This window comes from Vibrio splendidus, from assembly GCF_024347615.1.
Lineage (GTDB): Bacteria > Pseudomonadota > Gammaproteobacteria > Enterobacterales > Vibrionaceae > Vibrio > Vibrio splendidus.
The window spans coordinates 2,188,991-2,201,293 of the sequence record NZ_AP025508.1 but is presented as its reverse complement, the minus strand read 5'-3'; the positions used below and the strand labels follow the sequence as shown (position 1 = coordinate 2,201,293).

Genomic DNA, 12,303 nt, shown 5'->3' with positions numbered 1-12,303 from the left:
CTAAGAGACTCACTTCGTGAGTCACCGTCTTTCGACTGCACTTCGTGCCACCGGACAGTTTAGTTTTTGATTGTCTACTAGGTTGTATTTGACTTGTATAGCGCAAGCTATTCCTCTTAAATGCGCTTCTAAGATGGTTTTAACTGGCTAGTATTATGTTTTGCTGGCATGTTCTTTTAAACCGCTTAGAAACGATTTTAGAGTCATTGAATGGTGTAGAACTGTATAAATATGATTATCTAAAATCATAACATCTCTTGTTAGTTTAATTGACAGCCGTAAAGGCTGCTTTTTTTGATATAGAAAAGTCATAAATACATCAAACTAACAAGAGGTGTCTTCAATGCTTTGTCCAAGCTTATTATCAAGTCAAAACGTCGATCCAGAAACGTATCTTTCCGACCAACAAATAGACCGAGAACTATTAATCAACAAACTCTGGGCTAAAATACTAGAAACAGATAGAAAGAGAGTTAGTGGTTTAACTGATCGAGACTTTGATTATTTCGAAAAGCTTATGTCTGTAATCAGAAATTGGAGTGATGAAGAACTACTTGATCTGGCCTCGGATCCGATTGAGTTCAGAAAGGTAATACGAGGGTATTCGATGGATTAGTCAGGACACACTCTGTTACTTTTCAATTCAAGGTTTAATCTGATCTGACAGATTACTCCTACCTCATTTATGCCCCCAAAGTGTGTTGAGAGCGCATGAAGCTATCATAAGAACTATTTTGGCTACAGCTTGTTGGCAAATTGCCAACACTTATTCGTACAGCAGGCTGTGACATATTTGTTTGGCATATCAATTCATGTTATACAGAAAAAGTCTGTGTTTAGTTATGTAGGCACAGAAATGTAGATCTTAAATCATTGTTAGTTATAGTAAAAAAGATGTATCGTTTACGTAATTAAGATACTAAACAGAATAATTCTATATTTAAGTACAGAATTATTCTGTCTAATATAGCTGTTATGTATCTATCGGAAGTATACAAATTATTGATTTTATGTAAATAATCCTTACATATAGCTTTGGTTTCTTATTGCTCTATGTCTGAATTATCGTTTAGTGTCGTTCTTTAAGTTCGCCTATATATGAGTACTAAAGAATGCATTTATCTATGTTTATTGAGTTGAGTTCTGTATTAAGCATGTTACTGATAGTAGTTGCATCTTATCTTGTTTTTTCATCAGAAAAAGAGCCTTCCGTAAAGTTTGAAAAAGTCAGTAAAACTTCATTTTACTTGTCTATTTTTGTATCAGCGGGGTGGGTTATTTACTGGCTTTCTCATATCGAGAGTATAAAACAAGTTGGGTTCATTTTAGCTTACCCAAGCCAATTGTTACTTTTTGCATCGGTTCTTAGGGTTCTGTCAATATTAAGCAACCACTTTGCTAAAACCACCGATACATAACAAGCAATTTAAGCAGACTGTCAACGCTTGTCATTTTCAACTCGGCTTAGCTTCAGTGATTTAGGTGGTAAATTTGAGTTTCTTGGTAGCGTTGTCAGCTACTTAATTGGGCGTTAAATTGCCCTAAAATTTCTAGATAGGAGTAAAAATGTCTAGCCCAATAAAATCAAATCTACAGAACACTAGGATAGCTATTCAACCAGATATTGAATTTGCTCTTATAGACGGAGTTGGGCTAGGGCACCGTTCAACGCTGTATGGCTCAGTAAAGAGCTATCAGAAGCTCGATGAGCCAGCGATTGTCTCAAGCTTGTTTCAATATTCGCTACCTGAAATACAGCGTGTATTAAATTTTTACTTGAACCAAACAGGGGTTACGGCTCAAATTCAAGGGCATTTTTGTCATCAACGTCCGATAGTTACTTGGAACGGCGCTCCAAAGAACCCTGAATTAGGTGATTTGTTTGTAGTGCATATGCATTATGATAACAATCTCTCTGTTTACATGAACTCTTTGTTGTTACAGGCAAAGGTATCGAGCGCAAAAGGTGACACGACTAATGTTGGTAAAGGTGATCAGCACCAGTTGCACTTATATGAAAAATGGCCGAAATTTGATTATGCAAGACCTCAGAAAATCGTGGGTCGGGATGTTACACCTAAAAAGGCGTTTGATGGTGCACAATACCTATTGCTTCACGGAAACTTAAAGCAGTATGGCACGCATCAAATTAATGGCTTCAAAAATAATACTTCTTTCAATATCGCCCAAGCGAGTGGTTCTCTGAAAATAGATAACCCATTGTCAAAGGCTTTATTAGATTTTTTATCTGGTGATACTGGGCAACAGTTTTATGATACAAAACACCCCAAATACTCGGAATGGTGTAAAGTTTGCTGGGATCTGTTGCTTGATGACTCGAGTTATAATGCGACGAAAGTAAACAGAATTAACGAACCCCGCCTATTGAACTTTAAATTATCTGCATTACCTATTAGTACAGTTATTATTCAAACAGGCTTAATCAACCTTCCACAACAATTTGATTGAAGCAATTTAACAAACTGTTTAAGAATGATTCGCAACGCGTGGCATTTTTACTATGCGTTAGGTTTTGTGGTTAAGGTGGTATGCGGAGGCATCAGTATTGCGTTGCTCACACCTTAACAGGGCTACATGGATTCCCCCGGTTGTCAAACATCCGCTAAACTTATGTTGATGGGTTTTGGACTGCCGCTCTACATTCGGCCTACTTATCGACGATTCGCATACGTCGTGGCCCTGATGACTTGCGCGACTGCGGTGCCTTATTCGTTAGATGACATCTAGTGTGTCCGCCGCATTAACAGGCTCTCCGCAAGTGGTCTTAACCTATCTCCATTATTAGCGTCTGCAATGACCCGGTGGGTTTAACTCTTTATGCTGCTTAGTTTTTTACTTAAGCAGCATAGTTTTCGTATTCTGTTTGATTGTGTAAAAGCGACCATATAATTCGTGCGTTCTTCGCGGCAAGTGCCACTATCGCTCGGTTCATTCCTCTTCGTTCTAGAACGCCTCGACACCACTGACTTAACTTATCTTGCTTGTCGCCAAGGTTGGCAATTACGGTCCTTGCGCCATGAACTAATAGTGTTCGTAAGTATTTATCGCCATGTTTGGTTATCCGACCTAAGCGTGGCTTTCCTCCCGTCGAATATTGTTTTGGTACGAGTCCTAGCCAAGCAGAGAAATCACGGCTTTTATCAAATTGAGAGCCGTTACCTATCGAAGCAAGTATCGCAGTAGCGGTTTGCGGTCCAATGCCCCGAACTTTCATCACTCGTTGAACATTAGTGCTGACCTTAGCAAAAGAATCGAAGACTTGTTCAGTATCGGCGATACGTTGATTCAATTCACCAAGGTGGCGATAAGCATCGGCAATCACTGTTCTCGCGAGGTGTGGTAGTTCATTTTCTGCGTCTTCCAGCATTAAGGGAACCTGTTTCATTAATGAAGAGCGGCCAACAGGAATGGTTAACCCGAACTCAGAAAGTAGGGCACGCATGCGATTCATAAGCGCGGTGCGCTCACGAACCCAATGCTCTCTCATTCTATGTACCGATAAGATGGCTTGTTGCTCGGGGGATTTTACAGGCACAAAGCGAGTAGATGGTCGCTGAACAGCTTCGCAGATAGCAACAGCATCATTAAGGTCGTTCTTTCCCTTAGTTCGATAAGGAATTACGTATTTAACAGCCATAATGCGGGCGTCGTGCCCGAGTTTATTGAGTGTTCTTGCCCAATAATGTGCACCACCACACGCTTCAACGCCTATACGCATGAGTGGCATATTTGCTATTGTAGTCAGTAGTTTAGAGCGAGTTACCGACTTATGAAGTATGACCTTACCATTTTGGTCTACGGCATGAAGACTAAAGTGGTTTTTAGCTAGGTCGATACCGCAGAAATAAGAATAATCAGACATGGTGCCTCCGATGCATTTAAGTACCACATAAGTGTGGCAGATCCTCGGTAGGGGGAATCCATGTCATTCGTTATGTAGCAATTCAATTCCCACAAATAAAACAAGGCTTAATGTGCAACTATATGATATGCTTCTCGTTTTGATCGGTGAGTTGTATGAATGAATTACAAAACCCTATGACAGGGTTCAAAACATTAGAGTTGGCGTTTTCACAAGGCTTCCGCATGAAGCGAGTTCCTTTTACTGATGACATATACTTTGTCCGTGATAGAGCGCTCGGCTATTTCCGTTATACATACGCTCGTCTAGCCAAACTTAAAGTTCTCCAGACTGTTGTATTCAACGGTACAGAAGAGCTAAATGGTTTACCGTGTTTCTCTCTCTACTATGGAACACTAGAAGAACTCCGCGGTACGGGCGTTACAGTTCCATATATTGAGAAAGTTCTAGAAGAGTTCAAAAAAGGTCAAAAACTCAAGGAATATTACATTGAAACTAGTGTCGATATTTCTAACGAAGCCTCTTTAGCTGTAGCTCAGAAATTGTTTGGTGACTCGACATTAGATAGTGTTGATCATTCTACCGGTGAACCTATTAGAGTGTGGCAAACGAAGGTAACACGATAAGCAACATAACAATCTGTTTAAGAGTGATTCGCAACGCTTGGCATTTTTGCCATGCGTTGCGTTTTGTGTTTAAGGTGTTTTGCGGGAACTCCAGTATTGCGTTGCTCACACCTTGACAGGGCGTTATGTTTTACTAATGGAGTTGCATACAGAGGCAGTAAAGGTATAATCGAGTTAGGTGTCTGAAGGCATGGGCTTTGACTGACACTAGGAGTGCATCGGTTTTTGGGAGGGGCTGTGCCTAGTACCTTTGATTTAGGTGGTACGACACTCTGATGCTTTTACTCGTACTGAAAGCAAAAATCGCATTTGATTGATCGCAAATCATCTAATGTGCGTGGTGGCCAGCCACGTAAATCTCAGGATTCCATCTTGAGCCGGCTCGAGTACTATCAGGCGAAACTTATGTTTACTGTGAAAACTCGGAACTTACAGGTTGCTATTGATATCGCAGCAATAATTAGAGCATCAGCTTTAATTATTGTTCTATTTATGTGACCTTTAAAGAGGAGGGTTGTAATCCTCCTCTTTATAAACCCTCCGATAGCCTCCAATCCAACATAACAAATTGTTCAAGCTGACAGCTAACCTATGGCATTTTTGGTTCGGTTTGAGTTTAGTGATTACGGTGCTTTGCTTGAGTGTAGTGGCAGTTAGCTGCAACTTAACAAAGCGTTATAGCCTACAAGGAAAATTTATGAGTCGAAGATACGAAGAAATGTCGTGGTTATTAACTGACCTGTTGGTTGATATGACTGCTCCTTCTGCTGTATTTAAAGAATTTGATCAATTCCCTGAATTTGTTCCTGAGAATCCAACATATTTAGCAATTAATAGAATGTGTTTGTCACATATCATAATTGCATTATGTAAATTCGATGAAATTTTCGTAGAATACTCTAAAGAATTTAAAGCTATGCCAAAGCCTTTGTATGAAGACTTGAAGCGGGTCAAGAAGGAGGTTGAGATAAGAAACATCTATAAATTTCGTAGTATATATGTTGGACATGCATTTAAAGAGGAGCGACAAGGTCGGAAAGTACTGTCTAAGAAGCCATTGTCGCTAAATGAAGGTTACGAGCGCTTAACCAAGATTGTCGCGAATGATTATCTTGGCTTTTATGACTGGATTTGTCCTCAAAAGATAGCAAGTAGTGATGGCACTTCAGTTGTTGAAATAATTACGGGTGCACGGGATTTTTGTAATGAACAATGCCCGAATAAGACAGGGCGACTATAACAAGAGACTAGAGTTTCAAGATACTTTTTCATATCTTATCTTGATGCAACTAAGTCATTTAAGCTGACAAGGTTTTGTCCAGTTTTGAGTCACGATGCCAACGGAAGGTGTGTACGATTTTATCGTGATTTATCAGCAAAGCTGTCAGAACGAGTATGAGCTAATGCATATTAGACCTAAAAAAGCGAGCTACTAGCTCGCTTTTGTCGTTTTTATCGCCATTTCTATAGCGTGAACTTCTTTCGTAAGTTCATTTACTTTCTTCTTGCGTCTTGTGACGGCAGACTTCAATACTAGATTGTCGTTGTTGTCTAGCTCTTCAATAAGAGCTTGATGAATTCGTATCAAACCAAGTAGCTCTTCTCGCTCAATATCAAGCACTTCCGCCATCCAGAACCTTGTCGATTATCTCTTCGATTTGATCAAACGAGCCATTCATCTTCGCTTTTCTCAAAGCGACTAAATCTGATAATTTACCACTTGAGTTAGCAAGCAATGAAGTTGCATCATGGTTCAATAAATATTCTTCAAACTCAGTGATATCCATTTCTACTTGTATTCGGTCCAACTCAAACAGAGCGTTGAAAACGGCTAGTTGGGTAGCGACTTTCGAACCAAGTACTGACTTTTTAGCAATATCACGTGCAAGTTGACCCGTATACTTGTCTGAAGCATTCACCGCTTTAGTTCTCATTAGTTGCTTTTCATAATCTATACTTTGACTGATTTTTTGACAGTTGATCACCATCCAACGTAACTCGCTTAACGCATCTGATACACCACTAGACAAGTAGTTACTGCTTTCGATCTCTTCTTCGACTGCTCGGCAGTGTTGTCTGAATGAGATTAATTCAACTGGTTCAACTTCTAGAGTCGATACAATTGGTGGTTGATAGTCTTGCTCTTCTGTAAGTCGTTCAATCTTCAGTTTAGCCGCTATTAAAGCAGTTTCGAGTTCTTCAATTTTCTGATCTTTCGTCTTCATTACTACACCGCTAAGTTTGATTTGTTTGATTTAAGCCACTCTCGAAAGGCACGACTGTCAGTTTTAACTTCTGGCTTTGGCATGCTTGAGTAGTGTTCGTTTTCTCGCATGAACTGGTCTAAATGCTTCCCATGAAGTAAGTACTTGATGTCGTCGGCAAGGTCTTGCATTGTGTTTTTACTGCCGATTCGACGTTCAGTGTTTGATAGTTGATTGATTGTTTTAAGCTCTAAAGTACTTTCAAATTTTGACTGGTACGCTTTAGTTGCCTTAGGTGATTTAAGCTCTAAAGTTACTAGACGACTAACTACGCTGTAAAAAAAAGCACCATCTAATGCTGAAGCTGCTTTTTTCATTTCTTGGAAATACATATTCAAATCCCGTTTCTAATAATTATTGTTTCGGCTTTTGCTAGCCAATAGTTGGCGGCTAATAGATCTTCTCTTTGTGACACCGTAATGTCATTACGATCTAACTGACGTTGAACCCAGCTCTTGAATTGAGAATTAGTAAAAGTCATTTGTTCACGGTCAATGGTCGTACGACCAACAGAGTATTTAAGTTCGTCGTTTGCTTTGCTGTAGGCATAGAGTACTTGAGAAGCTTCTCTAGCCTTTTTGAGCTGTGCATAGTCCATCTGTTGCTGAGCTTGTTTAAGTTCGTTCTCATGAGCAGATAGAAGCGTTTCTAACTCATCATCGTCTAGCCATTGATTGAGTCCACCAGCAGTTCGACAAGCAGCTTGAAATGCTGGTGGATCTTGATACTGGATGGCATCGAGAACAGCACTCAATAACCACTTGTTTGAGCTATCACGTTGAACGTGATTCAAGTTAATTTGCATAACCAAGTACTCCTAAACGTTCTTTGAATCGATTAACGTGTTTCTTTACTGTGTTTCGTGAACAATTGTTTTCACGAGCCAATGAACTAATTGATTTGATACCTAAGCACGACCAGATAGCCAGTTCGATACTGGCTGTCTCATCAAATCGCTCCGGTCTACCACCTGCGTGCTTTCTCATATTGTCTTGCCTTTTGTAAATTTAGAATTGCCGACTTTTGCACCACTAGCACGGCTTACTAGTAGGAATCAGGGGTGCATGAGAAGATGCATTTCTCATATACAAGTATTTATAAAGAGTTTTTGAGCAGGTTTTTGAGCACTAAAAAGCCCTAGCATTTATAAATAGGACTGGGTGGAGCTTTGCTTTTATGATGGGTTCTTAGCTATTTCAAAGAGAGCGCCTGCTGTCTGGTTACAGAGCTTTTTTATCTTCTTCTAATTTACGGTTGGCTTTTGCGTATAGCTTCATGTCTAGGTTATAAAATTAGTACGAAGGCCGTTAAGTTTTACGTTGTAGGTTTTAATTGCAAAATTTATTTGGAGTGTATGTTTAAAAGTGTTGAATGAAAGTTTGACGAATTTAATTTAATAGTCGAAAATACAACAAGTTACATTGCTCAATCAGACGAGTTTAAAAATGACAGAAAAAAAATTATCTGCTTCTAACAATGGTGTTAGGGGGAAGTTTAAGAAAACGAATAAAGCGAAAGCGTTTGCTGAGTATGTTTGGAATTCGTTGGATTCAGGAGCTACTGAGGTAGAGATTAATGTTCGAGTTAATCATGAGCTTGAGCAAGTAACAGATATAACTATTTCTGATAATGGTTCTGGCATTGAGGTGAATAGAGGTATATCTCCGTTTGATGAATTCGAAAACTCTTCTAAAAAACACTCCGATGATCCATTGATTAGAGGTAAGCATGGTCGTGGTCGGTTGAGCTTTTTCAAGTTTTGCCGTCAAGCCTCATGGATTAGTAAACATAAGAACAATGATGAAACGATTCAGATACAAATTACAGATGGCTCCCTGGATAAGTTTATTATCGAACCAATTGACGATGAATCCATTGTATATCCGACAGGTACCAACGTAACGTTCAATGAATTGAACTTGACTCTCAATGAATTTAATGACGTTTTTGTTAGCTATTTGGAGACGAATGTTTGCTGGATAACTAAGCTAAAACCAAATGTTAAAATTAAGGTAAATAGTCATAACTTAAACTCTCCATCCATGATTGATGATTCAGAACTTAACGAGAATGTGTTAGGTGAAAATGTTAATTTTAATGTTGTAGTTTGGGAGAGTAAGATACTTACTGAAAAACCACATATCTATTTTTGTGACTTGAAAAATAACGTAGTTGCTAAAGCTAGTTATAAATCTAGGAACTCGTTTAGCTGTTCTTGCATTGTCAAATCAGAGTGGTTTTCTCAATTTGTAGCTAACCAGGATGGACTACTAACTAATAATGTTGATACGAATTCTGAAAAGTTCACTAAAATAAAAAAAATAGCAAAAAACAGTCTTGATTCAAAATACCTTGAGTTAAAAAGAAGTGCTATTGATGAGCTGATTGAAGAGTATGAACGAGATGGAATTATATCTAATTCGAACTCAATTAACCCATTGAATAAATTTAAAAGTCAACAATTAAAAGATGCTATTAAAGTGATTTATCAAGCAGACTCTTCAGTATTTACTGAGCTAGCAAATAAAAAGCAAAAAGCTATTTTGGTGAAATTAATAGATAGAATAGTTAATTCTGATGACCCTGATAGTCTATTTGAAGTTTTAAATGGTGTTATATCTTTGTCAGAAAGTGACATGAATATGTTGTCCAACACCTTAGAAAAAGTCACGATGACCAACATAGTGCAAACCATTAAGCAGTTGGAGGGCAGACTGGAAGTCTTAGATATGTTTGAAAAGCTATTAACGAATAAGAATGACACCTACGAGGTCGCCCATATTCAGAAAATAGTAGAATCAAATATGTGGATTTTTGGTGAAGAATTTAATGTATTAACTACTGAAGAAGAGAAATTTGATAAAGCCTTAAGGAAGTATCTGAAATTCAAAGATGAAGATCTTGAAATTGAGGATGATATTGATAATGAAATATTCCCTACTAAACATTTTGATAAGTACTCAATCGTTCATAAACACAAAAATAAAGAAATGGACATACTTGCATCTCAAAAGTCTCCAATGTATTTACAAGGCGACTCTTACTTCAAAAATACTGTAATTGAGCTAAAGAGACCATCTGTGAAATTAACAGATAAAGAACTTCAGCAGATAAAAAACTACATGAATGTTATTAGATCTGAGGAGCATTTTGATACTGAGAATGACCACTGGGATTTTGTATTAGTTGGAAACCAAATATCAAAAAATTCGCAAAATAATTTCAGCATTAGAACTGAGTTAGATAGTAATAAAATCCATGGTAAGTCAGGATTAGTTCTTAAAACAGGAAACATGCGAATTTGGGTAAAAGAATGGAGTCAGATAATAGGTGATTATAAGCTGAGATATGGTCATATTATCAAATCTTTAAACCGAAAATTTGAAGAAAAAGATGAATCTAACCCCGATATGATCACGGCGCAGATCAAAAAAATATCAACAAATTAAGATTCGTTCTTAACCTAGCGATAATGAGGTCAAATGATGGAGAGAGCTGACCTATTGCCAGCTCTTTTATTTTGAATCTATTCAGCTACACCAATAAAATCATGAAGCATCGGAGCTAGCTCTTCATCTTCCATAATGCACCAACTTATAAATGCACTGTAGGGAGAGGTCGCTTTAAGAAGTAGCTTTATCCGCTCTACGGCAATATCTTTTTCTTGGGGTAATGCTATTGGGTCGTAGAAAACGTTCAATTGCTGTAACAATAGATTGTATTGAGAAAACACGCTCTTTCTTAAGGATGCACCCGTAACCGCTTTGTTGGGTGTGTGATCACTATTAAAGACTTTATTTAGGAGTTCAGCTGTTAGCTTAGTTGTATCATCTTGATGTTGAGCTTCAATTTCAAGGTGTTTAGCACGTGGAGTTGATGGTGGTAAATGCTTCACTGCCCGAACAACATCTATTTCTGGGTCACAACAGTCGAGAAGGTCATCATACTTAGCAAGTTTGATGTTGTTGCAACGACCACACGAGAAGTACAAGTTACTCCAATCAAATTTTAAGTCTTCATCTCCCCTATGTGGCACGAAGTGTTCAACATTAATTTCTAGAGGTTCACTAGTTTCGCAGATGTAGCATTTCTTGTGGAATACCTTATTTAATGCACTCCAGACATCTTCTGAATCGTATCTTCGTTTAACAGTTAACGAAGCAGGGCTGGGTTCATTTCTAACTACATTGAACATGCTACTACCTCTTTGCTTTGTTGATTGCTAGTTTTGCTGAATTAACAAAGTAAAGTGATTCAGAATCCAATGATTCTTCTTGTGGTAGTTTATCTAAAAGTGATTGAACTTTTTCAGGGTCAAACGGACGTTTTTCTAACAGCTTCGCAAGATCATCGATGCTTTTTTTAAGTGAACTAGAAATTGGAAGTACACCAAATAAACCTTCAAGTACTGCTTCGTAAGAGTACATCGACAGGTCTTCTACTTGCTCTAGATTGGAAAGGTCATAAATTACAGCATCATTAACAGATGAAACAACGAACGGTGAATGAGTTGTTACGATGTACTGAACTTTAGGGAATGCAGTTGTTAGAAACGATAGTATTTTCTTTTGAAGAGACACATGAAGGTGAGCGTCAATTTCATCAATCAATACCACACCCGTTAACTCTTCTGGGTCTATTGAACGCAAAGATACTTTAGTAATAAGATCTGCATAAACTGTCATAATGGATGAAAAGCCAGATGACAACGTTTGAAATGTATAAGGCTCTTTGCGTGGTTGATGGATCTCGAACGAAAACGATTCTGATTGGAAAACTAATTGAAGATCTTGGTCTTCAAAAAGGTCCCTTAAATCACTCTCAATCTTATTAAACCATTTATCAATTCGTGCAGCTTCTTCTGGATTGTTGTTGATTTTCTCAGATTCGGAAAATGCTTGATTGGCTTTGTTAGTGACTAGGAACTGTTCAAACAATGTTGAGGTACTGGTTTTATTCAGTTGGTGTTGTTGAATGATTTTTTTGTCTTGTTCTCTCAAACTATTAATGCTTGATACAGACGACGGCTTAATAATTTTAGATTCCCTCATCGCTTCGAACTCAACTAAAAGAGCTTTTAGTTCTTGGTAGTTCACAACAAACTCTTCAAGGTTACGAACTTCTATTGGCGGGTTTGATATGTTCTCAATCTGTTGAGTATATATTTCGACTTGTTTTAAGAAGTGCTGATAGCTTTGATGAGCAGGTCCTATGCTATTAAGTTGATTTTGATGGTGTCTCAAATTATTTTTTACGTCTGTTAAGTTGAAGTTTTGACGGTCAACAACAGAGGTTTTCAGCTTTTCATAAATAAGTTTCAGTAATTGAGTCTTACCGCAGCCGTTGCCGCCTGTCAAGATCAGTGTTTTACCATTAACGTCGATATCTACTTCTTTGTTAGCGTATGGAATCTTCGTTTTAATTTTAGTTAGGTAGCCTGACATTGTGTTGCCTTAGAGTTGATTATTATTGGTTATAGTGACGTTGTAGAGTTGCTGTTTTAGCAATGCCATATTTACACAACCCATGA

General features: G+C 38.0%; 12 protein-coding genes. 4 read left to right on the top strand and 8 right to left on the bottom strand.

The genetic code is table 11. The annotated features are described in order from the left end of the window. The first annotated feature begins 1,566 nt into the window (after window positions 1–1,566). Window positions 1,567–2,469, top strand: coding sequence for a hypothetical protein (locus tag OCU90_RS09930; RefSeq protein ID WP_061025783.1), 903 nt, complete (start codon window positions 1,567–1,569; stop codon window positions 2,467–2,469). A 388-nt stretch (window positions 2,470–2,857) separates the two neighbouring features. Here OCU90_RS09930 and OCU90_RS09920 read toward each other — a convergent pair whose 3' ends face one another. Then, window positions 2,858–3,883, bottom strand: coding sequence for an IS110-like element ISVisp6 family transposase (locus OCU90_RS09920; protein WP_061026117.1), 1,026 nt, complete (start codon window positions 3,881–3,883; stop codon window positions 2,858–2,860). A 155-nt stretch (window positions 3,884–4,038) separates the two neighbouring features. Between OCU90_RS09920 and OCU90_RS09915 the strand changes: the two genes are divergently transcribed. Beyond that, window positions 4,039–4,509 (top strand): hypothetical protein, encoded by a 471-nt coding sequence (locus OCU90_RS09915; RefSeq protein WP_061025437.1) that lies wholly within the window; start codon window positions 4,039–4,041, stop codon window positions 4,507–4,509. Window positions 4,510–5,206: 697 nt separating this feature from the next. After that, the gene (locus OCU90_RS09905) at window positions 5,207–5,749 is read left to right on the top strand and encodes a hypothetical protein (protein ID WP_061025439.1); all 543 of its coding nucleotides are present in this window, start codon (window positions 5,207–5,209) and stop codon (window positions 5,747–5,749) included. 192 nt (window positions 5,750–5,941) lie between these two features. Here OCU90_RS09905 and OCU90_RS09900 read toward each other — a convergent pair whose 3' ends face one another. The 5 genes from OCU90_RS09900 to OCU90_RS09880 are packed head-to-tail and all read right to left on the bottom strand — an operon-like array spanning window position 5,942 to window position 7,759. Continuing rightward, window positions 5,942–6,139, bottom strand: coding sequence for a hypothetical protein (locus tag OCU90_RS09900; RefSeq protein ID WP_061025441.1), 198 nt, complete (start codon window positions 6,137–6,139; stop codon window positions 5,942–5,944). Continuing rightward, the gene (locus OCU90_RS09895) at window positions 6,123–6,734 is read right to left on the bottom strand and encodes a hypothetical protein (RefSeq protein ID WP_061025447.1); all 612 of its coding nucleotides are present in this window, start codon (window positions 6,732–6,734) and stop codon (window positions 6,123–6,125) included. The genes OCU90_RS09900 and OCU90_RS09895 overlap by 17 nt, the downstream gene beginning before the upstream one ends. A 2-nt stretch (window positions 6,735–6,736) precedes the next feature. After that, window positions 6,737–7,105, bottom strand: coding sequence for a hypothetical protein (locus OCU90_RS09890; protein WP_061025449.1), 369 nt, complete (start codon window positions 7,103–7,105; stop codon window positions 6,737–6,739). Window positions 7,106–7,107: 2 nt separating this feature from the next. Next, window positions 7,108–7,578, bottom strand: coding sequence for a hypothetical protein (locus OCU90_RS09885; RefSeq protein ID WP_061025451.1), 471 nt, complete (start codon window positions 7,576–7,578; stop codon window positions 7,108–7,110). After that, on the bottom strand, window positions 7,568–7,759 hold the full coding sequence (locus tag OCU90_RS09880; protein ID WP_061025453.1) for a hypothetical protein: 192 nt from the start codon (window positions 7,757–7,759) through the stop codon (window positions 7,568–7,570). The genes OCU90_RS09885 and OCU90_RS09880 overlap by 11 nt, the downstream gene beginning before the upstream one ends. 459 nt (window positions 7,760–8,218) lie before the next feature. Between OCU90_RS09880 and OCU90_RS09875 the strand changes: the two genes are divergently transcribed. After that, window positions 8,219–10,222: an ATP-binding protein gene (locus OCU90_RS09875; protein WP_061025455.1), complete on the top strand. Its 2,004-nt coding sequence runs from the start codon at window positions 8,219–8,221 to the stop codon at window positions 10,220–10,222. A 77-nt stretch (window positions 10,223–10,299) separates the two neighbouring features. On the opposite strand, the gene OCU90_RS09870 is transcribed toward OCU90_RS09875, so the two are convergent. Both OCU90_RS09870 and OCU90_RS09865 read right to left on the bottom strand, forming a co-directional pair. After that, window positions 10,300–10,968 carry an HNH endonuclease family protein gene (locus tag OCU90_RS09870; RefSeq protein ID WP_061025457.1) on the bottom strand — a complete coding sequence of 223 codons (669 nt, stop codon included), beginning with the start codon at window positions 10,966–10,968 and terminating at the stop codon, window positions 10,300–10,302. Between the two features lie 4 nt (window positions 10,969–10,972). After that, window positions 10,973–12,217 carry an AAA family ATPase gene (locus OCU90_RS09865; RefSeq protein ID WP_061025459.1) on the bottom strand — a complete coding sequence of 415 codons (1,245 nt, stop codon included), beginning with the start codon at window positions 12,215–12,217 and terminating at the stop codon, window positions 10,973–10,975. Window positions 12,218–12,303 lie beyond the last annotated feature (86 nt).

Excerpts from the sequence above, each read along its gene's own strand:
- OCU90_RS09890 (WP_061025449.1), bottom strand. The coding sequence starts at position 7,105 with ATGTATTTCCAAGAAATGAAAAAAGCAGCTTCAGCATTAGATGGTGCT.
- OCU90_RS09905 (WP_061025439.1), top strand. The coding sequence starts at position 5,207 with ATGAGTCGAAGATACGAAGAAATGTCGTGGTTATTAACTGACCTGTTG.
- OCU90_RS09885 (WP_061025451.1), bottom strand. The coding sequence starts at position 7,578 with ATGCAAATTAACTTGAATCACGTTCAACGTGATAGCTCAAACAAGTGG.
- OCU90_RS09915 (WP_061025437.1), top strand. The coding sequence starts at position 4,039 with ATGAATGAATTACAAAACCCTATGACAGGGTTCAAAACATTAGAGTTG.
- OCU90_RS09920 (WP_061026117.1), bottom strand. The coding sequence starts at position 3,883 with ATGTCTGATTATTCTTATTTCTGCGGTATCGACCTAGCTAAAAACCAC.
- OCU90_RS09895 (WP_061025447.1), bottom strand. The coding sequence starts at position 6,734 with ATGAAGACGAAAGATCAGAAAATTGAAGAACTCGAAACTGCTTTAATA.
- OCU90_RS09865 (WP_061025459.1), bottom strand. The coding sequence starts at position 12,217 with ATGTCAGGCTACCTAACTAAAATTAAAACGAAGATTCCATACGCTAAC.
- OCU90_RS09900 (WP_061025441.1), bottom strand. The coding sequence starts at position 6,139 with ATGGCGGAAGTGCTTGATATTGAGCGAGAAGAGCTACTTGGTTTGATA.
- OCU90_RS09875 (WP_061025455.1), top strand. The coding sequence starts at position 8,219 with ATGACAGAAAAAAAATTATCTGCTTCTAACAATGGTGTTAGGGGGAAG.
- OCU90_RS09870 (WP_061025457.1), bottom strand. The coding sequence starts at position 10,968 with ATGTTCAATGTAGTTAGAAATGAACCCAGCCCTGCTTCGTTAACTGTT.
- OCU90_RS09880 (WP_061025453.1), bottom strand. The coding sequence starts at position 7,759 with ATGAGAAAGCACGCAGGTGGTAGACCGGAGCGATTTGATGAGACAGCC.
- OCU90_RS09930 (WP_061025783.1), top strand. The coding sequence starts at position 1,567 with ATGTCTAGCCCAATAAAATCAAATCTACAGAACACTAGGATAGCTATT.